This window comes from Vibrio sp. ES.051, assembly GCF_002563795.1.
Classification (GTDB): Bacteria; Pseudomonadota; Gammaproteobacteria; order Enterobacterales; family Vibrionaceae; genus Vibrio.
Window position 1 is genome coordinate 1455216 of sequence record NZ_PDJL01000004.1, and the last position, 20248, is coordinate 1475463.

Sequence of the window (20248 nt, forward strand, 5' to 3'; positions counted from 1 at the left end):
CAAAACCCAACCTTGAACTGAGAATGCCAAGCGTTGGGAATCACTCTTAAATGCTTTGTTATGAGTAAATTATGGCTTAACGCTGATTTCTTTTAACACTTTCGCTGGATTACCACCAATTACGACATTGTCTCCAAAACTCTTCGTTACCACTGCACCAGAGGCTACCACCACATTGTTCCCAAGGGCCACACCAGGGTTGATAACCGCATGACCACCTATCCAACAATTGTCACCAATGGTTATTGGCTTTGCTAACTCTAAACCACTGTTCCTCTCGATTGGGTCTAAGGGATGTGTCGCAGTATAAATTCCAACTTGAGGTGCAAGTAAACAGCTCTTACCAAATTTTACTTCCGCAACATCCAAAATCACGCAGCCGAAATTAGCATAGAAATTATCACCAACATGAATATTAGAGCCATAGTCACAATTGAAAGAAGATTCGATGTGAATATTGTCACCTGTTGTGCCGAACAAGTGCTTAATTATTTCAACACGCTTTTGTTGAAACTCAACAGAGGTTGTATTCAACTCTTCAGTTAACAATCTAGCGTTCAATCTTAGCTTTAATAACTCTTCATCACTTGGATCATAAAGCTCACCTGCTAACATTTTTTCTTTTTCTGACATTACACTTGGACTCCAATACCAATTTACTCATAACGCCCGCTTAAGTGGTGAGCAACGCTACCACGACACTCAATTGTTGCACCGTAAACACAAAAGCCAAATCAAGCCAAAATCGCCAAGCGTTGCGAATCCGTCTTAAAGCGTTTGTTATGTTTATTTTGTCGCCATAAACTTATTTTTGACTTCAGATACAATTCTTTGCGCTATTTCAGCTTGTTTATTAGTAAATGTATCTGGATGATCGTAGCAAAACTGAACTTGGTTCCCTCCCAGATTCTTAGCATAGGTAAATTCAATACCGTCTATATACTCATCATGTAGTCTAAGTAATTCGTTCAACCGAGGGATATCGGCTTCTCCACCAGGATGAATTTCAACCAAAAGATCATTTTGTTTCATTTTTTCAATAGAGTTACTCATAAATATTTTCCTTTTTGACTATAAACATAACGCCGCGTTAAGTGGTGAGCAACGCAAACCACCGAACCTAAACCATTGTGCCGTAAACACTAAATTCAAAGCAAACCGAAAATGCCGAGCGTTGGGAATCTGTCTTAAACGCTTTGTTAGGAGATTGTTCTCGACATGCTATAAAATCTCTCGTCAGCGCTATCAATTACAAATCCAACTCTTTTATAGAGGTGGAAAGCTGGACTAATTTTAAATACACGTAACCTAAGTCGATTAGAGCCTGATTTAATGGCTAACCTTTCACATTCAGAAAGTGCTAACGCACCAATACCTTGATTTTGGCATTTTTCGCTGACTTGCAAGTCACGGATGTAACAACCATCGTTATCAAACGCCAAACGAATTGCCCCAACAACCTCACCATTAAACAGAATATCGAAGTTATTTAAATCATGGATTTGAGCTTCTATTTTTGAGCAATCCCAATCAACAGAGTAATGCTCGTAATATGAACGCATGTTTAAGTAAGTGATTTTAGCCGAAGCTGATAAATCTTCTGTTTGTTGATACGAAACCATTGAATCTCCTAACGCTAAGCTAAGTAGTGAGCAACGTAATACGAAGCCACCGCATAACACCTTAAACGCATAAATCAACGCATACTAAAAATGCTACGCGTTGCGAATCTGCCTTAAGCGCTTTGTTAGTTTGCCACCGCGATGAAGCCAAAGGTTTAGCGCCAAGGTGCTGAATTAGCTATGAAACTAATGGTTTTAAACGCAAAAGTAAAACGGGCAGCTCAGAATTTAAACCCAACCAACAAAACGCACTTGGCTAAGAAGACTTTCGTAGATGCCGACGGCCACAAATACCATCTTTCAATGTTCCCGCTTAACGTTCAAAACCAAAGAAGCAGCGTGCAAGAATATTGAGAAATGAACCTTACTAACACGGAAGAAATGAATAACACGAAAGCCAATTAACCGAAAAACTGGCTACGCGAGATGCCTATTTCGATGAAAAGTCTTTGGGAAATAACAGGTGAATAGCTAGAACGCAGAACAAGGCTTTTAGACCATAAACGTTTTTCTGCCCTTTGCAAACTAACGCCCTGTTAAGGTGTGAGCAACGTAATACCAATGCTCCTGCATACCACCTTAAACACTAAAACCAACGCATAGTAAAAATGCCACGCGTTGCGAATCACTCTTAAACAGTTTGTTATGTATCGGACTCGATTTGTTCCACCATTGAAAGTAAAAAGAATGCTACAACGAAACTAGTGTAATACCACAAAGGAGCCAAAGACAAATACGCATTAATTCTATCCGTAGCAAAAACACCAACAAAACCAAATGTTAACAAAATCAATACGATTAAATGAATAGTTGACTGATGAATGTATATATAGGCGTAAATTACAGCCATATAGAGCGCAAAACTAAAAAATGCAGCCCATATAGTTTTTCCAACGAAAATCACCACTATTTGGAAGTAGTACCAGAAACCAGAACTGTCAGGATCAACTGAGAAACTAAAACTATCCAGCGATAAAATGTACTCCGTTTGATATATATAGCAGGCACATAACAACGGAAGAACTAGAACGGTACTGAGATCTTTAAGGTTTTTTATATCTGATATTTTTGGAACTACATCCATTAAAACTGTCCTTTTTCGCGAGATACATAACGCCGCGTTAAGTAGTGAGCAACGCAGCCACCTAACCTAAACCATTACACCTTAAACACAAAACTCAATTTAAACTGAGAATGCCACGCGTTGCGAATCTGCCTTAAACGCTTTGTTATGTTCGTAATTTACAGCGTGCGCCTAACTTCAAAAACCACAGATTCAGAGGAAGTAATAGTATGCCACCAACTGCCCATAAAGCATCATGCAGATAAGGAAAAACAACTCCACCTTTTAGCAGATTCAGCCCAAAGACTACTTCTAATAATCCACCAATCAACAGAAGAACGAAATACAACGGGATATATATTACCGAGACTATCCATTGAAATATTTTTACTGAAATCATGTCGTTATGAAGAAAATACGCTAAAGAAGCTTGAACAATTGAAAAGATGAAAGCAACTAATATCATTCCTTGATTTCTCATTTTTCACCTTAGAACATAACGCCCTGTTAAGGGGTGAGCAACGCAATACCTAAGCCGCCGCATACCACCTTAAACACTAAAACCAACGCATGGTAAAAACGCCACGCGTTGCGAATCCCTCTTGAACAGTTTGTTAGCTTTTAATACCGCCCCATTCCATGGAACATTCCACCAAAAAAAGCCATTAAAAGACCAAAAATTATACTCAGAATTATAAAGGCGGGGATCGAAGCAATAACCAATTTAACCATAAAAATAACCATCGACATAAAAGGCATTTTTACATCTACAACAGTAACTTCTTGTTTATCATTTTCTACAGACATAACCATTTCCTTATCGCTAATAATAAGCAATTAGTTTAGAACACTTGGTAATTTAATTCTTTGAGGTGATTATTGTTTATCTTGAAAGCTAACGCCCTGTTAAGGGGATGATGACAATCTTTAAAAAGCCTTTAAAACATATACTTAACTAATAAGTAAACATCCAAAACCACAAGGAATGTAGCAAATATGTAGCGATAAAAGTGAACAAAGCAAGCACTCTACCAACATGCTTTTGTACAATAATGAGTTTCGAAGAATCGAATATTAGCAATTCATGAATAATGTCAGGTATGGAAAAGACGCTTAGTAAGGAGCCCAGTCCTACTGGCGAAGACTAGAACGTCTGTTTTTATGTATTTCGAGACTTGAGCTCCCTATTAGTCGGATGGTTTATCGTTTAGACGCAAGTTTAATATTTTTAATTATTTAAAGCATTAGCCTTACTTTTTACCCAAGTATTAAACTTTATTAATATCAAGTGGGTAAAATCTACCTGACTAATCTACACTTTCTACTTATTACAAGTCATTTTTCATAGTTCCTTGGAGGGGAAACATAATGAGGCTCTCACCTTTGGCATTCGCTTTACTATCTGTCAGTTGTACCACTTTGGCGGCAAGCCCAACAAAATCTTTTGCGGATAGAATCTATGTTGGCGGAGATATTATTACGGTCAACGACTCTGACCTTACCGCTGAGGCTCTAGCCATTAAGAATGGTCGAATTTTAGCTGTCGGCAAAGAATCGGAACTGATGAAGTTACGAGATGATAAGACGAAAATTTTTGATTTAGATGGAAAAACCATGATCCCGGGCTTCATTGATGGCCATGGACATGTTTTTAACACGGGCATTCAAGCTTTATCTGCGAACTTACTTGCCGATCCTGATGGTAATGTGAATAGTATTGCGTCGCTGCAAGAAGAACTAAGATCTTGGGTGGCGAAGCCAGAAAATGGCAAGCATGGAATCATCCTGGGGTTTGGTTATGATGACTCACAGCTAAAAGAGCAAAGGCATCCTACTCGGCAAGAATTGGATGAAGTATCTAAAGACCTTCCGATACTTATTATTCATCAGTCAGGTCACTTAGCGACGTTGAACACTAAAGCATTAGAGTTGGCAGGTTTGAAATCAGAGAGTACCGATCCTGATGGCGGTAAGATTCGTCGTGAGAGTGATGGAAAAACACCTAATGGTGTGCTGGAAGAAACCGCTTTCTTTGGGACCTTGCTACCACTGCTTTCCAAACTCAATGCCAAAGAGAATGAAGCCATTTTTAAAGCGGGTATGGAGCTTTACGCGAGTTTTGGTTATACCACAGCTCAGGAAGGTCGCGCTTCGATTTCGGCAGTGAAAACCATGTACAACTTAGCTCAAGAGGAAAAACTCCCTATCGATGTAGCCGCGTATCCCGATATTCAAGTAGCTCAAGAAGTTATCTCTCCTCCGTATTACTCAAGCGAGTATTCTAATGGATTTCGCGTTGCTGGGGCTAAGCTTAATCTAGACGGTTCTCCTCAGGGGAAGACTGCATGGTTAACTGAGCCTTACCTTGTTCCACCTGTCGGTCAAGAACAAGGCTACAAAGGTTACCCGAGTATGAGTGATGAAAAAGCCGCCGAGTATATTGAGTTAGCCCAACGTAATGAATGGCAGTTGTTAACCCATGTCAATGGTGATGCTGCAATTGATCAATTGCTTAACGGTATTGAAGCGAGTCAGAAAAAGCTCGGTATACCAGACCGAGGTTTTATCGCGATACATGCTCAGACCGCTCGTAAAGATCAAGTAGAACGATTTAAGCAATTAGGCGTTTTTCCGTCGTTCTTTCCAATGCATACCTTCTACTGGGGTGATTGGCACATGAGTTCCGTTTTAGGTAAAGGTCGTGCAGAAAATATCTCGCCTACCGGCTGGGCACGAGATTTGGGGATGATCTATACGTCTCACCATGATTCCCCAGTGGCTTTTCCTAACTCAATGCGTGTTTATTCTGCGACAGTTAACCGTGTGAGTCGTAGTGGTCAGGTTTTGGGACCTAAACAACGCGTATCGGCGCTGGACGGATTAAAATCGCAAACACTATGGGCGGCAACTCAATACAAAGAAGAGAAAAACAAAGGCTCTCTGGAAGTTGGGAAGCTTGCAGACCTAGTTATATTGTCTGATAACCCACTAACGGCAAAACCCGAAATACTTTCTGATATCAAAGTGTTAGAAACGATAAAAGAGGGTCAAACGATTTACTCAATTGACCAACAAGTCGCATTAGGTAGCTGTATAAACACCAAACGATGTCAGGAAATCGCAACTACGGCAATGATTTCTACAGGGCTATTGCATCACTCACATTGATTTATTGTTTCATATGTTTAGTCGTAAACATAAAAATAGGAAGTCATTTGTTCTTCCTATTTTTTTGCTAGCCCGTAACTAAAACTGAGGAGTATTATTGCATATTTAGAGTGCTTATTGAGTCCAAACATTTATTGAGTTAACGAGAAATTCACTTCCTCGATAAATTACGGTACCTCAAAACGAACGGCACGCTATAAGAAAGGATAACTTTTAGTATGAAAAAACTCTTCCTCGATGTATCAAAGAGTAATTAATCTAAAACATTTAATGTGGCACAGGCTTTTCAGGAGAAAAGCCTGTAACAGCTTCTATCTGTCAGCAGTCTGTTTTCTCAGACAACCTCAGAGCGTCCTCTAGCTCAACGCCAAGGTATCGAATTGTGTTATCAAGCTTCGAGTGTCCAAGTAAGATCTGTACAGCCCTGATGTTTTTCGTTCTGGCATAGATTAAAGTTGCTTTGGTGCGACGCATGGAGTGAGTACCGTAATAGTCAGCATTCAATCCAAGCTTTACAGCCCAGCTCCTGATAATTGCTCGATAGAATGAATAGCTGATAGGTTGCCCAGAGCGGCGGCTACTCGGAAATAGAAAACTGCTTGCCTCTAGGGATGCTGCAAAAATCCATCGGCTAATACTTTTCTGTGTTCTTGGTGTAATCTCATAGTGGACATCGGTTCCCGTTTTTTGCTGGATGCACTGAACCCTGTCATAGATAACTCCTTGCGAAGAAACATCGTAAACGTGTAACTTTAGCAAATCACTCGCTCTTAACTTGCTATCTATAGCTAGGTTCAGTAACGCGAGCTGCATCAAATCGTTTTCAATCTCCAGCCTAGTTCTGATCCGCCAGATCTCTTCAAGCTTAAATGGCCTTTTGATGCCACTGCATTTTCCAGAAGATGACTTTCTCATGATGACCTCCTCTCAGTGTTTTTGGTCAACATGAAGTTTGGCAGTCACATTTAGTAGGCCTCAGAAAGATCTGAAATGTTGGTGGACATGAACGCGTTAGCGGCGCATAAAACGTGTCAAAAAAAGTAAATAGACATCTTTAGAAGATTCGAACTCTCGAGCACAAGCTGCCAAATTTAAATTTATTTAACATCAATAACTTAATTCCATTATAATTCTTAGCTTTGTACCAGCTTTTTGAACAAGAAGATCATCACTAGTCATCACAAACCGTTAGTGCATTCCACAGTTCTTCATTAATAATTTCAATCTTGCGCCCTTCTTCGCGATAGGTTAAGACTGATTCAATTTTTCGACCATAACTCGTGAACCGCCAATCTCGACTCGCAACTGCACCAAGTACAAGTATATCAAGTCCCTTCACAACGTTGCCTTTTACTTGGGCACCTAAAGACAAAGCTTTTTGCTCTTGGATCTTTCTTGAACCACTTAAAAACTTACCCGTAAAACAAACTTGTTTCCCCTTGAGACAAATTCGTCCTTCTTGAGTTGTCGAAAAATCAGCTGACATACCATAAGCAAGGCCTGTTTCCAGCAGAGATTGACCAGAAATAGCCTTGATAAGACTTAATAAGTCACATCTTTCACTATCATCAACAATCCCATCTTCCAGTATCATATCAAGACGCTTTTTTATTGCGTTTGCAGGCCACTTACTAACAAGGTGTTTATCTTTACTAAGTAGCTTTCCTAGTTTTTCTATCTCTGCATCACATAAAGTGTCGTCAGCGCTTATACCACTTAGAAACCCAAGAAGATGATTGACTGTGCCTTCATAGCCACCATCTTCAAGGTCACCATAATTAAGTATGTCTTGCAGCATTTGCTGCATATCAATAAGTTCAGATGTTGTTATCACACCGTCTTCTAAGATATCTTCTACTTGTTCATGAATATCAATGAAATCTCCATCTGTTAAGTTGAAGACATCGTTGTCCTTCCATGCTCGAAGATAGACTTCCTCTAGTTCACTCAAATGCTTATCAGCATGAATACCATCTAGAATTCCTTTAAGTGTTAATATTGCCTTAGCTTTGTTTCGTTTGTAATTAAACGCCAAAGTCTGAGGTTGTCCGTGGTGATCCAATACTGCTGTTGATTTAGTCGTCATATTATGCAACCTAATTAGTTTAAACTAATGGCATACGGATAAATATCTCAACGTGATGAAATCATCAAGAGCAGATGTAACAATTGCCACGAAAAGTATTCGCAAAATATCGATTATGTTTACTACGTCAACTCTCAGCACCTTAATGAATTTAACTAATTTCAAACGAGTACAGATGTATGGTTGTTTAACGCATATCTATAGTCATTTGGTATAACCAATTGACTGCACTCAAACTCAGGCCAAACAGTACCCGAAAAAGTTAGGTTCGCATTTCAGGGACACCACAATGAGTAGCACATAAGAATTAAACGATTGCAATTCAGTTCCGTAACTCATTTTGGGGCATAAACTTGTTATCTCTATTCATGGTTACATCATCACCGATTATTCAGAACTGTAATTAGTTTTATGTAGAACGGGTCAGTTGCAGGATTGTAGGAATCAGAACCACCCCAATAATAGTTTCCTAGTACCATTTTTACGTTGTCGTAGTGATGACGCAAAGCAGATGACCTCTTTCTGGGTGTTGTTCCTAACGCGGCTTGGATTTGTGCTTTCCAAGGGTGATTACTACCCATGATGTTTTCATTTCTAGCAATAAGCTTGGTAATAAAGTGCTCTCCGACCAATCTATCGGACTTCAACAGATTACAGTCACCATGAGCGAGCACTAAGTTCCAAATTTCATCGTGATTTACTACCTGTCTTGGCAAGACATGATCAAAACGTGGTAACTTGAACAGGTTGTTCAATGAGTTCCTCTGCCAGTTCCGCTAGTACGGGACTAGCGTCTATTGCGTGAACTTGGAAGCCCAATTCTTTAAACGCTTTTGAGTCGCGCCCTGAGCCACAGCCTGCATCGAGAATAACGCCGCCATTTTTTACCAAAGGTAAAAACTCTCGATAAATACTTTCCATATCAACGCTGATTGTACCGTCGAAAAACGCTTGTGCATGTTGGTTGTAATAGTTCATAAAATCTCAAATGAAGCGTATTTACGCTACTGATAAATAAAGATTAACTACTCTCTATCTTATCTCAATTTCTCAATGTAACAAAAGTTACCCCACTTACCCCACTTACCCCACTCGATTTTTGCAAGATAACATGGCGCTACTTGTTGAATAGATAGAAAGAGTATCAACTGTCACGCGTAAACCTACATTTGGGGAATGACGAGCAACCCCAAAATGGTTTTCCTGCATTTACGCCTCGTTTTGCCACTCTTTGTACCAAGGGGGAATGACAATTAGGACATAGTGTTGTTGTTGGTGTCTCTGTGACGTCACTGACTATTGCCTTATCCTTATGATAACGACCATCTTCAATCAGATGAACCAACTCACTGCCGTTGATTAACCAAAGTCGTTTATCTTGAGCGTATGCTATCGCCTCTGAGGTAAAATTTCCTGAAGTTACAATCATCATTTTAGTCGCTTGATTCTCAATCATGACCGCATACATTTCACGAAGCACTTGGATCCCAACTTTACGTGTTTTCCAATGTTTGCACTGAACTAAAATCCGCTCACCATCTTTCGTTAACCAAATATCGACGCCGCCATCGGGCTTGTGAGACAAGTTTTGTTTCACTTTATATCCTTGGTGTTTAAAGTACTCACCTATATAACTTTCAAACTCAAGCCAACTCAATGAGCTTAATGGTTTAGAATCTTTTCGCCTCAAGATATGGTTAGTTGTGGTTTGATAGGTTTTTACTCGTTGGTATTGTTTAAAAAACGCGATCGGAGCTGGTATAAGGAAAAGGAAAGTAAAGATCGGGGCCATAATAGGAAGGTTCGGCCCCACAGCTTTAAAGACAATATTATCCGTGTTTATAGCCAGTGAGGGCAATATATAGGTCATTCCTACATATATAGCGATGGCAAACAGAACGCTAACCCACCAAGGCGCATCCATTAGGTGTAGAAGAATTCCATCATTTTTCTTTGCCATAACGTCTCATATCCTAAAATGTAAAGCACATATTAAACCAAACGCCTATCGTAAAAGTTTCGAGACAGTACTCATTCTGGATTTACCAGTCGTCTTAATTCATTAAATCTTATAAAAATAACCCACTTACCCCACTTAATATCAATTCAAGTGGGGCAAGTGGGGTAACTTTGGCTACTTAGTGAAATGCGTGTTGAGGACGTACAGTCGGGAAGCAATAGCGGTTTGAGCCATTGAGCATTTTTTTCTCTAACTTGCCCTCTTTAACCAGTTGATTCAGTGCTTTGCCAATCACATTTCCTTTCGATCCGTCTGTGTTCAGGACTTCACATATCTGTTTGGTCGATAGCCACTCCCTCGCCTTACCTGCGCATTCGACTAAATGGTCATTTAACAAGTTATACCAAGTGCCTTTATCTACGTATTTCGCCGACTCTTGTGATACTTGTGATTGTATCTCAGGCGACAACATCCAAGGGTGACGTTCAACCATGAACTTGTATTTCACTTCTAACCAAAATTGGCGCAGCTGCTCAGGCTCTTTCAGGGTCAATTCACCGGTGGCTTGATATTCCCAACCCAGTATTTGATTAAGTGTATCCATATCCGTTTCACCCACAAGCTCAATGACCGCGTAGCGGGTATTTCCGGTTTCGTCTTTTAGAAAATCCGTACCGTTTACCGTCGCAATTAGGTTGGTTTGACGCTCTTTCTTGATATCATTGCGCGCATAGGGTGGACGCACCGTATCACAGGCTCGCGTTATGAATGCTTTCAATGCCCCTTGGCAGTTCTTTGTTGAACGTTCTAGCTCACCCAATTCCACTATCCATGAGCGGATCACCGTGAGCACGCTGTCTTTGTGGTCAGGGTTTAGCTCTGCACCTTCAAGAAAGGCACTCGGCATTACATTGGCAATACGCTCAACAAATGCGGTCTTTTTGTAAGATTGCTCACCTTGTAAGACGGGCACGAGCTTAGATTTAAAATTACGAACAAAGAGACATGCTACACAGGAAACCAACCAGTGTAGCAACACGGTGTTAGAGAGCGTTGGATTCTGTTTATCTAAGCAGTTGAGTACCGCCTCCACTCTTGGCTTTCTATCCCACTCACCATCAAGCCAATCCGCGATTGGATGGTAGCTACTATCTTGTGCAATGGCGTTAAAATGATCATCAATGGCCGATTTGGGTAATGAGTAAATCGACGCCAGAGAGACGAGCTCACTTCTGACCATATCAGGAAAACCGATACAAATATTGTCTTTGAAGATATCAGGCTCTAACGTCATTTTGTTGAGCTTTGCTTGATAGCCTGTGCTCTTAAGCAATTCTCTCAGGTTATCCGCCGTGTTTAATACGATTTGTTGTCCCGATTCTTTATATCTGACATGAGGAAATTCTGGTGCATTGCCATCGTTAAGCATGGAAGCCCTCCCCTTGTAGCAAGTGGTCACGTTTGACATGACTATCTAGCCACTGGTCTAAGTCTTCTTTGAGATAACGGACAGCACGACCAATTTTAATGAAAGGCGGCGCTGCCGTTCGGCTCTTGCGTTGTCCTTCCATTCGAGCTTGGCGTAAAAACGAACGGCTCATGCCGATGTAAAGTGCAGTTTCTTGCTCTGTGTATACACGTTTATCCAGTGGGGATTGAGTCATGTTGATGTTTCCTCTTGTTCATTGAGGTTTCAACTTAATGACTGCAAACGTCATATGACGTTATCAACGACGATGACGACGACGTTTTATCCCAGCGTTCTAATTTGCCGTCTCACATCGACCAATACATTCTTTCTGAATGATTCGTAGGACATGGTATTTTCATTATCCCCGCGGCCAAACCACGTCACAGAGTCCTGAGTAATACTTTCAACCAGCGTATCAATATCAAACTGACGGTTAAACTCGTTTTCTCTCACATCTTGTCTTATGATGTTCCAAACCTTATCCGCTCTCGCTTTAGAATGCAGTTGTAATACTCGATAGGCTATTTGTGCTATCGGATGGATTGGCATCGGTTGGGTAACCGAATTCAACCGAATAGTAGTGGGTGCTTCAACCACTCCAGTGCAGTTACTAGCAATAGGGTTAACCGTTAAGCCTACCGTTGCCTCAGTAGTATTCACCGCTTGGCAACCGCCATTCATGAGTGCGGCTTTACCAAAGACACAGACAACCTCCTCCATATCAACCCGTATTTGAGAGGGTTTAACCGTTAACGTATCGGTTGAAAGGCGCTGACCACGCTGACTTGGGTATTGCTCAACATACTGATGAACCTTTTCATCGTTTAAGATCTTCGAGGCTCTCGTGATGAACTCTCCAACCACGCTTTCAGTGATTAGGGAAGCATTAACCGCCGTATAAGCAAGGAATGCTTTGTTCGGTTGGTTTAACGCACTCGATAAGTACTTAAAGTCCGCTTGTAATACGTTATCAAACGCATCCGTAACCGAACGCCAACGGTTGATCCCATGTGGCTCAACCACAATGACGTGTTGAACGGGTACTGGCTCTAACGAAAGCGCAAACTGTTTAGATGGTCTGTCCGTCAGTTGAACAATGCCTTTATAGTCGAAGATGGCCGCAACACCTTGACTAGATGGATGAATAGCCCCAAGACGTTGAGCAGAGATCTGCGCATACAAACTCAGCTTCTCTTCTTCAATGGCTTCCAGTATGTCCCACTTGGTTAAATAGGTTTTATCACAAGCTTCCTCAAGCCTGACATAACGGCGTTTAAACTGGCTCACTTCAATCCCTCCTTGAATTAACACCACTTAAACACCGAATTACAGCACCAATACCACTGTATAAAAAACCATACCCTTGATAATTCGAGTGATATCTCGATTTACTTTGTAACCTAACCAATGAGATTCACCGCTGCCGCTTTATGCTCAGGGGCTAAATGTGCATAGCGCAACGTCATCTTGAGATCCGCATGTCCAAGAAGTTCACGCACAATATTCAAATCGACGCCCGCCATTACCAGTTTGCTTGCAAAATGATGCCGCAAGTCATGGATCCTGAAATTCTCAATACCCGCCTCTTTCAATAATGATTGCCATTGATATTGAAAGAACTCTACGGGTTGGTTATTCGCTACGAAGACATAATCGGCATCAGAGTTTTGTGCTCGCCAACTCTCTAGTAGATTAAGCACCGTATCGTTAAGCGGTATCGTTCGAGTCTTCTTTGATTTGGCATTTTCAGAGCGAATGGTTAAATAACGATTGGGGAAAGAAACATACTCCCATCGTAAAGTCTGAAGTTCGCCTTTTCTCATGCCTGTATTCATAGCGGTGATCACTAATGGCTCTAAGAAATCAACGAACATGAGAGGCTTCTTCGTTCTATCGGACGCTCGAATGCTTTGATTTCGGTTTTGAATACTATCCAGTAGACGCTGTTCTTCTTCCTTAGATAAATATCGTATTCGGGTGTTATCCTGCTTAATGAGTTTCACGCTGCTTAGGTTGTGGCTATCTATGAACTCCCACTCGACAGCACGATTGAATGCCGCTCTAAGGCGATTGACACAATACTCTATCGTTGAGGGTGCGCGACCTAGCTTTCTACGTTCGGTGATCCACTGCTGTATATCCCAAGCTTTGACCTCATCCAATGGTTTGTCTAAAAGGTGGGTAAAAGAATTCGCAATGCAAGAATAAGCCTGACTCGCCCGTTTTGGATTCATTGAAATTAAGTAATCTTTATAGTGTTCGGAAAGAAAACGACCAAGCGTGAGACTTTTGCGCATCTCTGCCTTTTTCGCTTCATGACGAGATTCTTGGATATCCACCCCGCTCGCAACTAATCCTGCTTTCTCTTTGACTAAATCTCTCGCTTGAGCGGGTGTGAGTGAATCCGCCGAGCCAATGAAGTAATTTCGTTGTTTGCCATTTACGCGGTAATAAAAGTAATATTTGATTGCGCCTTTTGGAGAGATACGGGCATGAAAGCCACTTATCTCAGTATCATTAAGCCTCCCCTGTTCGACGGTAAGTGCTTTGATTGAGGTGTTGGTGATCTTCTTCTTAATGGGCATGCACAAGTCCTCGTGTAGCGTATATGTAGCAAAATTATTGTACGTACACCCATACCCACGAACAACAAAGAACAAACCAGATTCATATAAGTACATGTTTTTATGCGAGTATTCGCTCATTCTTGTTCATTGGTGTTTACTGAGAGTTTTTACTCATTCCCACTGTTAAGGGGTGAGCAGCGCAATACTTAAGCCGCCGCATACCACCTTAAACACTAAAACCAACGCATGGTGAAAATGCCACGCGTTGCGAATCCCTCTTGAACAGTTTGTTAGCTTTTAATACCGCCCCATTCCATGGAACATTCCACCAAAAAAAGCCATTAAAAGACCAAAAATTATACTCAGAATTATAAAAGCGGGGATCGAAGCAATAACCAATTTAACCATAAAAATAACCATCGACATAAAAGGCATTTTTATATCTACAACAGTAACTTCTTGTTTATCATTTTCTACAGACATAACCATTTCCTTATCGCTAGTAATAAGCAATTAGTTTAGAACACTTGGTAATGTAATTCTTTGAGGTGATTATTGTTTATCTTGAAAGCTAACGCCGCGTTAAGTAGTGAGCAACGCTACCACGAAACATAACCATACCACCGTAAACACGAAACCGAACGATGGAATGAAAAATGCCATGCGTTGGGAATCTGCCTTAAACGCTTTGTTATAGAGCATTTCCCAACACCAATGATGCTAGTTTCCACACACCATATAGAAAACTTCCAACTGCTCCTAAAATGGAGAGTCGCAACAATTGATGCTGAAGTGTACCAGCGATTTTCACTATATTTTCTAAATTGGCTAACAAAATAAAACAGGCAATAATGGTGCAGACCACACAGAAGAAGAATGCGCTAACTGAGTGAACCAAAAACTCTTGGTAATCAGGCAACTGTTTCATTTGACTATAAAATGACGCTATAAACGCAATACATGCAACCGACAAAGTTGCAAGATGTTTGAGCATATCTATAGACACTTTACGTTTTTCATAGCCAGGTATAATATGTTGCATAAAACTCCCAAATTTGAATATTTTCACTCTGCTCTATAACGCCCAATTAAGTTGTGAGCAACGCTGCCACCTTACTCAAACACTTCACCGTAATCACTAAACAAATTGAAACCGAAAGCGCCGAGCGTTGCGAATCAGCTTGAATTGTTTGTTATGTTTTACCACAAATGACTGATTTATTTGGCAAAGAACTGCATTCTTGACCGGATTTTCTGAGCCGAATCACACGACAAAACTCACTTGGCCGCCAGATGCACGGAACATAAAACGCGTAAGTCCACTTCCCTGCCCAATGAGGCAACCCGACCAACGTTCAACAAGCGCCCTCTCTTTCCAACCACAGCGCAGAACAATGGCAAATTGCCGAGGCAACTGCTAAGCCGATATGCCAATTGGCAAATACACTCAAAGCGACTTAAAGCCAGTGAAACTTATAAACAGCCGCCACGACCTGAAAATGAAGCAACCCACGAACATTAGTATGTTTTACGGGCTGAGTGATTCATGAACTTGGGCCGACAATGCCGATTTGCTGAAGTAACTCGAACGAACTGCCAAAGGGACAAAGAACATAGATCGAAGAAACTTTAAGCCACTGAAATACAAGTAAACATAACGCCGCATTAAGGTGTGAGCGGCGCTTGGCTATACTTGAGCGAAGCGAAACTGCCAAGCGTTGCGAATCACTCTTAAATGCTTTGTTATGTACGTGGTTGATTCTATCCCCAAAAACACCCATAAGTATCGTCTTCCAATACTTCAAAGAAAGCTTCTAGGAGCTGAATTTCTGGAATTGGCTCATACGAATGCCATTTTTGGTCGGATTTCATCCAGTAAATTTTCCACGCGTCACGCGACTTATAATATTTGACTTTGGCTACTGGGCACTCCATTTTTTCGGATGCGTCATTCCACTTAGGACGTATCTCAAATATTTCGATAACCTGCCCCTCTAGCCGATACCCAATGTCAAGTTGGTTGCGGATCTCTTCTGGCGGTCGACAAGAATCGAGGTATTTCTCCACTGCCTTTCTGTAACGCTGTTGCTCAATTTCTGAAAATGCCATATCTACTACCTAACCCTTTAATTAAGCTAAGTTTACGACCAAATTTCATTCGTTGGCTAGGTTAATTTTCGAGAAAGTACATAACGCCGCATTAAGGTGTGAGCGGCGCTTGGCTATACTTGAGCGAAGCGAAACTGCCAAGCGTTGCGAATCACTCTTAAATGCTTTGTTAGTTGCGTTCTTGCCACTCCGAACGCAACACCCCATATTTCACTGAATCGTAATACTCGCCTTCATAGTAACGTACTTTTCTTAGCCTTGCTTCTTGTTGAAAACCCAACTTCAGCGCCAGAGACATCATGCGCGGATTGCCTGACCATGTTGTCAAACCAACCCTTTCGATTGTGTTATTTTTGAACAAGTATGATATCCATTGAGGAAGAGCCAACGCAGCGATACCTTGCCCCCAAAACTTAGAATCGTAGATCACCACACCAGCTTCAAGCCAGCGAGTTTCTTCACATTCCCAATAACAACTGACTGTCCCTATCGGAGTATCATCGACAGTGATTAACTGTAAATCTGAGCCGACTAATAACCGTTGAAACGAAGACTTTTCAAACTGCTTTAATGAAGGGTGAGAGTACGGAAAGAGGGCGTTCAGAATTCTGTGTCAGCTAATTTTGGCTAAATATCTAAGACGTCATCCAAGCGACCTTCAAAATGAATCGCCAGTTGAGACAATGTCATATTCCAATTCTGTATTGGCATTGTCCATTTCTTAGAAGCATTCAATATCCCAGCATACAGTAGCTTAAGCAAGCTATTTTCATTTGGGAACCCACCCTTAGTTTTGGTCAGTTTACGGAATTGGCGATGTACGGCTTCAATAGCATTTGTCGTGTAAATAGCCTTTCGGACGTATTCTGGATATTTGAAGTAAACCGATAAATTTGCCCATTTGTTCCGCCAGGAACGAATCACTATTGGGTATTGCTGTCCCCATTTGGCTTCCAAACGATCCAACTCCATCTCGGCCGCTTCTTTGCTGACAGCCCGATAGACTGGCTTCAAGTCGGCCATAAACGCCTTCTGATGCTTAGAGGCAACATATTTCATAGAGTTACGGATTTGGTGAATGATGCATTGCTGAACTTCTGTATCAGGATAGATGGTTGCTATCGCTTCTGGGAAGCCTGTTAGCCCATCTACGCAGGCGATCAAGATATCTTCAACGCCGCGGTTATACAGATCTGTTAGCACGGAGAGCCAGTAATTAGCGCCTTCCGACTCTGACAGATAAAGACCGAGTAGCTCCTTTTTCCCCTCAACATCTAAGCCCAATATTGTGTATATCGCTTTGCTAACGTAGCGTCCGTCTTCTTTGATTTTATAGTGGATGGCATCAAGCCAGACAAAGGGATAAAGTGCATCGAGCGGACGTTGCTGCCACTCCTTCAGCTCAGGTATCAAACGGTCGGTAACACCTGTGATGGTGGCCTCAGAGACATCAATGCCATACATATCTTCTACGTGACCACGGATATCACGGTAGCTCATACCGAGCGAGAACATGGATAGGATCTTACGGTCGATCTCATCGGTCAATTTAGTCTGGTTCTTCTTAACTAACTGGGGTTCAAATGTTCCAGAGCGGTCGCGTGGGGTATCCAGTTCAAACGTGCCGACAGAAGACTTAATCGTTTTCTTGCTTGAGCCGTTCTTACGGTTAGGTTGCTCATCACCTTCAAGGTGCTGTTCGAGTTCTGCTTTCAAAGCAGCTTCTGTGATTTGTTTAATGAGCGGAGTTAAGAAGCCATCTTTACCTGTCAGGTCTTGGCCTGACTGAAGGGCTTTAATAGCTTGTTCTAGATCGAAGTCTTTGTTCATGTGTCATTCCTGTTTTGTATATCATACTGAAATGACACAGATTTCTAAACACTACCTTGAAGGTAGTCGTTGTTCCAAGAAATAGCACGTACAAATATAGAAGAACCACCTAGAATGTCCCTTGCGACAATTTCTGCCTTGTCATAAGAGTAACCGCCTTGACCATCATTTGAATATGTTTTCATTTGAATTGTATTGGAAGGTTTTTTGTCAACTCTATAGGTAAATGTAAAAGGCTTATTCTTTGATTCAATTAGAGTATCTGCAGAAACTTCAAAACGAACTCGGCCGTTCTTACATTGAAAGCCAATGTTAAAGTAGTTGTTATACTGATAATTTACTCCGCTTGAATAAGCATACGAATACTCTTCATCTGTAAGTTGATCTTTTTTCGACTTATAAGTCCATGCATCAAAGTCATACGCTGAAGACGCACTTGTAAACAAAATCAGTATTGGTATCAATTTTTTCATATCACCTAGCTCCTTGATAAACTTAACGCCGCGTTAAGTGGTGAACAACGCAACCACCAAACCTAAACCATTGTGCCGTAAACACTAAAGCTGATTCAAACTAAAAATGCCAAGCGTTGTGAATCCGTCTTAAACGCTTTGTTAGCTTCATGCTTATGAGTTACAAGACTGATGATCGTTACCTTTATCTCGGCATACAATATACCTAGTTAACTTCTTGGATAACTCTACGTCATATATGGACTGCTGACTGCGGGAAGAGTTTATCCAACTAACAAATTCATTTCGGCAAAAGTACACTTCTTGCCTAACAAACATCCCATTCCCAATGCGAAAGGCGGGGTCTCCAACGCGACGATCACTTGGGTGGTTGGCGGCATACAATTGATTGTAACATGCCCCCCACTTATTGTTGGTACTGGGAGGTACCCCGTCATTTGCTCGATAAAGCCATACAGCCCCGACTATTACGATGATTGCCCCGTAAAACTTAAACATCATTATGCCCACAATTGTATTTTATATTGCAAATTATAGACAACCTTGCCAGAGTGAAGCTAACGCTAAGCTAAGTGGCTAACAAACCTGCCACCTGACTCAATTTGAACACCTTAAACACACAACTTAACCAAACCAAAAATGCCGAGCGTTTGTTAGTCCGTCTTAAGCGCTTTGTTAGTTTGCCACCGCGATAAAACCAAAGGTTTAGCGCCAAGATGCTGAATTAGTTACAAAACTACTGGCTTTGAACACAAAAGTAAAACGAGCAGCTAAGAATTTAAATGCAACCGACAAAACGCACTTGGCTAAGAAGCGACATACGACAAACAACCACGGTTTGAAGCACTTTAACTAACAAAGGATTCGTTCGACCAACCTGACAACCAAATGTGACTAAGCTATTTGTTAACGAATGAGCCGCCAAGACAAAGAAAACGCACCAAAGAACTAGCAACAATGTTAGAACCTGTAAGTGACTAACTCACCGCAAACGCTTCCAACATAGTGCCACCGGAAAGTTCGTGAGATTGAAAAACGAACAGGTGAATAGCTAGAACGTAGAACAACGCTCTTAGACCACAAACGCTTTTCTGCCCTTTGCAAACTAACGCCCGCTTAAGTGGTGAGCAACGCAATACCGATGTTTCCGCACACCACCTTAATCACTTAAATCAACGCATGGTAAAAATGCCACGCGTTGCGAATCCGTCTTAAAGCGTTTGTTAGCCGCTCATTTTCAAAGGTTATTGTTTACTCAACAGGAACTTACGCAAATCTCTTTCGGCACGCATAACAAACAGAATAAATACTTTGTCTGCGTCTTGTTTATAGAATACACGACATGGATTAACAACAACCTCACGGTAACTTAAATGTTCTAATTCAGGTGGAATACGCCCTGATTCCGGAAAACTCTCTAGACGCTCAACTTTAGAAAAAATCGTTTGAACCAATTGCTTTGCTGCAACGACATTTTCAAGTGCGATGTATTCAGCGATATCATTGAGGTCGGATAGCGCTGGCTCAGTCCAGATTATTTCAGCCATTTTGACATTTTGTCCTTGGCTTCTTCGTGACTAACCACTTTGCCATCAGCTAGTGCGCGTTCGCCTCGCGCAATACCCTCAAGAATTGACAAACGGTTTTGCATAAACTCGTAATCATCAACATCGATCAAATATGCTGATGGTTTACCGTGCTCGGTAATTAATACTGGTTCTTTAGTGTCGTGCAGATCGGCGAGGATCTTAGTTGCTTGACGCTTGAGTGACGTGACTAATTCTACTTTCATGAGAGCAACTCCAAAGGAATACTATAGTGATACTATTCTATCACTTTACGTATAGCAAGCTCCATGACGGCTAACGCCCAATTAAGGTGTGAAGCACGCTACCAAGA

23 protein-coding genes and 1 pseudogene are annotated in these 20248 nt (G+C 41.3%); 1 reads left to right on the plus strand and 23 read right to left on the minus strand.

Annotation, left to right across the window (positions count from 1 at the left end; all coding sequences use genetic code 11):
• Positions 1–69: 69 nt before the first annotated feature.
• From ATG66_RS13160 to ATG66_RS13195, 6 genes are all read right to left on the minus strand, one after another.
• A complete protein-coding gene (locus ATG66_RS13160; RefSeq protein ID WP_098415720.1) occupies positions 70–633 on the minus strand; it encodes a sugar O-acetyltransferase in 564 nt (187 codons plus the stop codon).
• Positions 634–786: 153 nt separating this feature from the next.
• Positions 787–1053 carry a hypothetical protein gene (locus ATG66_RS13165; RefSeq protein ID WP_098415721.1) on the minus strand — a complete coding sequence of 89 codons (267 nt, stop codon included), beginning with the start codon at positions 1051–1053 and terminating at the stop codon, positions 787–789.
• A gap of 146 nt (positions 1054–1199) precedes the next feature.
• On the minus strand, positions 1200–1622 hold the full coding sequence (locus ATG66_RS13170) for a GNAT family N-acetyltransferase (protein ID WP_098415722.1): 423 nt from the start codon (positions 1620–1622) through the stop codon (positions 1200–1202).
• 643 nt (positions 1623–2265) lie between these two features.
• The gene (locus ATG66_RS13180) at positions 2266–2706 is read right to left on the minus strand and encodes a hypothetical protein (RefSeq protein ID WP_098415724.1); all 441 of its coding nucleotides are present in this window, start codon (positions 2704–2706) and stop codon (positions 2266–2268) included.
• Positions 2707–2851: 145 nt separating this feature from the next.
• A complete protein-coding gene (locus ATG66_RS13185) occupies positions 2852–3166 on the minus strand; it encodes a hypothetical protein (RefSeq protein ID WP_098415725.1) in 315 nt (104 codons plus the stop codon).
• 140 nt (positions 3167–3306) lie between these two features.
• A complete protein-coding gene (locus ATG66_RS13195) occupies positions 3307–3492 on the minus strand; it encodes a hypothetical protein (protein ID WP_098415726.1) in 186 nt (61 codons plus the stop codon).
• Positions 3493–4053: 561 nt separating this feature from the next.
• Between ATG66_RS13195 and ATG66_RS13200 the strand changes: the two genes are divergently transcribed.
• On the plus strand, positions 4054–5853 hold the full coding sequence (locus tag ATG66_RS13200) for an amidohydrolase (protein ID WP_098415727.1): 1800 nt from the start codon (positions 4054–4056) through the stop codon (positions 5851–5853).
• Positions 5854–6171: 318 nt separating this feature from the next.
• Here ATG66_RS13200 and ATG66_RS13205 read toward each other — a convergent pair whose 3' ends face one another.
• The 17 genes and pseudogenes from ATG66_RS13205 to ATG66_RS13295 form a co-directional block, all read right to left on the minus strand.
• Complete coding sequence (locus ATG66_RS13205; RefSeq protein ID WP_098415728.1) at positions 6172–6768, minus strand: tyrosine-type recombinase/integrase; 597 nt, start codon at positions 6766–6768, stop codon at positions 6172–6174.
• Positions 6769–7024: 256 nt separating this feature from the next.
• Positions 7025–7939, minus strand: a complete 915-nt coding sequence (locus tag ATG66_RS13210; RefSeq protein ID WP_098415729.1) for a BRCT domain-containing protein — start codon at positions 7937–7939, stop codon at positions 7025–7027.
• Positions 7940–8319: 380 nt separating this feature from the next.
• On the minus strand, positions 8320–8694 hold the full coding sequence (locus tag ATG66_RS21200; RefSeq protein WP_098415730.1) for an HNH endonuclease domain-containing protein: 375 nt from the start codon (positions 8692–8694) through the stop codon (positions 8320–8322).
• On the minus strand, positions 8663–8917 hold the full coding sequence (locus ATG66_RS13220) for a class I SAM-dependent methyltransferase (RefSeq protein ID WP_098415731.1): 255 nt from the start codon (positions 8915–8917) through the stop codon (positions 8663–8665). The genes ATG66_RS21200 and ATG66_RS13220 overlap by 32 nt, the downstream gene beginning before the upstream one ends.
• A 166-nt stretch (positions 8918–9083) precedes the next feature.
• Complete coding sequence (locus ATG66_RS13225; protein ID WP_098415732.1) at positions 9084–9899, minus strand: restriction endonuclease; 816 nt, start codon at positions 9897–9899, stop codon at positions 9084–9086.
• Positions 9900–10077: 178 nt separating this feature from the next.
• Positions 10078–11328: a VapE domain-containing protein gene (locus ATG66_RS13230; RefSeq protein ID WP_098415733.1), complete on the minus strand. Its 1251-nt coding sequence runs from the start codon at positions 11326–11328 to the stop codon at positions 10078–10080.
• The gene (locus ATG66_RS13235; RefSeq protein ID WP_098415734.1) at positions 11321–11563 is read right to left on the minus strand and encodes a helix-turn-helix transcriptional regulator; all 243 of its coding nucleotides are present in this window, start codon (positions 11561–11563) and stop codon (positions 11321–11323) included. The genes ATG66_RS13230 and ATG66_RS13235 overlap by 8 nt, the downstream gene beginning before the upstream one ends.
• 86 nt (positions 11564–11649) lie before the next feature.
• A complete protein-coding gene (locus ATG66_RS13240; RefSeq protein ID WP_098415735.1) occupies positions 11650–12657 on the minus strand; it encodes a hypothetical protein in 1008 nt (335 codons plus the stop codon).
• 113 nt (positions 12658–12770) lie between these two features.
• Positions 12771–13955 carry a site-specific integrase gene (locus tag ATG66_RS13245; protein ID WP_098415921.1) on the minus strand — a complete coding sequence of 395 codons (1185 nt, stop codon included), beginning with the start codon at positions 13953–13955 and terminating at the stop codon, positions 12771–12773.
• A gap of 279 nt (positions 13956–14234) precedes the next feature.
• A complete protein-coding gene (locus ATG66_RS13255) occupies positions 14235–14420 on the minus strand; it encodes a hypothetical protein (protein ID WP_098415736.1) in 186 nt (61 codons plus the stop codon).
• Between the two features lie 208 nt (positions 14421–14628).
• Positions 14629–14979, minus strand: coding sequence for a hypothetical protein (locus ATG66_RS13260; RefSeq protein ID WP_098415737.1), 351 nt, complete (start codon positions 14977–14979; stop codon positions 14629–14631).
• Between the two features lie 719 nt (positions 14980–15698).
• Positions 15699–16046: a DUF3024 domain-containing protein gene (locus tag ATG66_RS13270; RefSeq protein WP_098415739.1), complete on the minus strand. Its 348-nt coding sequence runs from the start codon at positions 16044–16046 to the stop codon at positions 15699–15701.
• A 169-nt stretch (positions 16047–16215) separates the two neighbouring features.
• Positions 16216–16638: pseudogene (locus tag ATG66_RS13275) on the minus strand (GNAT family N-acetyltransferase); the annotation flags it as partial.
• Between the two features lie 35 nt (positions 16639–16673).
• Positions 16674–17876, minus strand: coding sequence for an IS256 family transposase (locus tag ATG66_RS13280; protein ID WP_095661319.1), 1203 nt, complete (start codon positions 17874–17876; stop codon positions 16674–16676).
• A gap of 44 nt (positions 17877–17920) precedes the next feature.
• Positions 17921–18349 (minus strand): hypothetical protein, encoded by a 429-nt coding sequence (locus tag ATG66_RS13285; protein WP_098415740.1) that lies wholly within the window; start codon positions 18347–18349, stop codon positions 17921–17923.
• 1244 nt (positions 18350–19593) lie between these two features.
• Positions 19594–19896: a type II toxin-antitoxin system RelE/ParE family toxin gene (locus ATG66_RS13290; protein WP_025523589.1), complete on the minus strand. Its 303-nt coding sequence runs from the start codon at positions 19894–19896 to the stop codon at positions 19594–19596.
• A complete protein-coding gene (locus tag ATG66_RS13295) occupies positions 19884–20141 on the minus strand; it encodes a type II toxin-antitoxin system Phd/YefM family antitoxin (protein ID WP_098415741.1) in 258 nt (85 codons plus the stop codon). Before ATG66_RS13295 ends, ATG66_RS13290 begins: the two co-directional genes overlap by 13 nt.
• Positions 20142–20248: the final 107 nt, after the last annotated feature.

Excerpts from the sequence above, each read along its gene's own strand:
- ATG66_RS13160 (WP_098415720.1), bottom strand. The coding sequence starts at position 633 with ATGTCAGAAAAAGAAAAAATGTTAGCAGGTGAGCTTTATGATCCAAGT.
- ATG66_RS13165 (WP_098415721.1), bottom strand. The coding sequence starts at position 1,053 with ATGAGTAACTCTATTGAAAAAATGAAACAAAATGATCTTTTGGTTGAA.
- ATG66_RS13170 (WP_098415722.1), bottom strand. The coding sequence starts at position 1,622 with ATGGTTTCGTATCAACAAACAGAAGATTTATCAGCTTCGGCTAAAATC.
- ATG66_RS13180 (WP_098415724.1), bottom strand. The coding sequence starts at position 2,706 with ATGGATGTAGTTCCAAAAATATCAGATATAAAAAACCTTAAAGATCTC.
- ATG66_RS13185 (WP_098415725.1), bottom strand. The coding sequence starts at position 3,166 with ATGAGAAATCAAGGAATGATATTAGTTGCTTTCATCTTTTCAATTGTT.
- ATG66_RS13195 (WP_098415726.1), bottom strand. The coding sequence starts at position 3,492 with ATGTCTGTAGAAAATGATAAACAAGAAGTTACTGTTGTAGATGTAAAA.
- ATG66_RS13200 (WP_098415727.1), top strand. The coding sequence starts at position 4,054 with ATGAGGCTCTCACCTTTGGCATTCGCTTTACTATCTGTCAGTTGTACC.
- ATG66_RS13205 (WP_098415728.1), bottom strand. The coding sequence starts at position 6,768 with ATGAGAAAGTCATCTTCTGGAAAATGCAGTGGCATCAAAAGGCCATTT.
- ATG66_RS13210 (WP_098415729.1), bottom strand. The coding sequence starts at position 7,939 with ATGACGACTAAATCAACAGCAGTATTGGATCACCACGGACAACCTCAG.
- ATG66_RS13220 (WP_098415731.1), bottom strand. The coding sequence starts at position 8,917 with ATGAACTATTACAACCAACATGCACAAGCGTTTTTCGACGGTACAATC.
- ATG66_RS13225 (WP_098415732.1), bottom strand. The coding sequence starts at position 9,899 with ATGGCAAAGAAAAATGATGGAATTCTTCTACACCTAATGGATGCGCCT.
- ATG66_RS13230 (WP_098415733.1), bottom strand. The coding sequence starts at position 11,328 with ATGCTTAACGATGGCAATGCACCAGAATTTCCTCATGTCAGATATAAA.
- ATG66_RS13235 (WP_098415734.1), bottom strand. The coding sequence starts at position 11,563 with ATGACTCAATCCCCACTGGATAAACGTGTATACACAGAGCAAGAAACT.
- ATG66_RS13245 (WP_098415921.1), bottom strand. The coding sequence starts at position 13,955 with ATGCCCATTAAGAAGAAGATCACCAACACCTCAATCAAAGCACTTACC.
- ATG66_RS13255 (WP_098415736.1), bottom strand. The coding sequence starts at position 14,420 with ATGTCTGTAGAAAATGATAAACAAGAAGTTACTGTTGTAGATATAAAA.
- ATG66_RS13260 (WP_098415737.1), bottom strand. The coding sequence starts at position 14,979 with ATGCAACATATTATACCTGGCTATGAAAAACGTAAAGTGTCTATAGAT.
- ATG66_RS13270 (WP_098415739.1), bottom strand. The coding sequence starts at position 16,046 with ATGGCATTTTCAGAAATTGAGCAACAGCGTTACAGAAAGGCAGTGGAG.
- ATG66_RS13280 (WP_095661319.1), bottom strand. The coding sequence starts at position 17,876 with ATGAACAAAGACTTCGATCTAGAACAAGCTATTAAAGCCCTTCAGTCA.
- ATG66_RS13285 (WP_098415740.1), bottom strand. The coding sequence starts at position 18,349 with ATGAAAAAATTGATACCAATACTGATTTTGTTTACAAGTGCGTCTTCA.
- ATG66_RS13290 (WP_025523589.1), bottom strand. The coding sequence starts at position 19,896 with ATGGCTGAAATAATCTGGACTGAGCCAGCGCTATCCGACCTCAATGAT.
- ATG66_RS13295 (WP_098415741.1), bottom strand. The coding sequence starts at position 20,141 with ATGAAAGTAGAATTAGTCACGTCACTCAAGCGTCAAGCAACTAAGATC.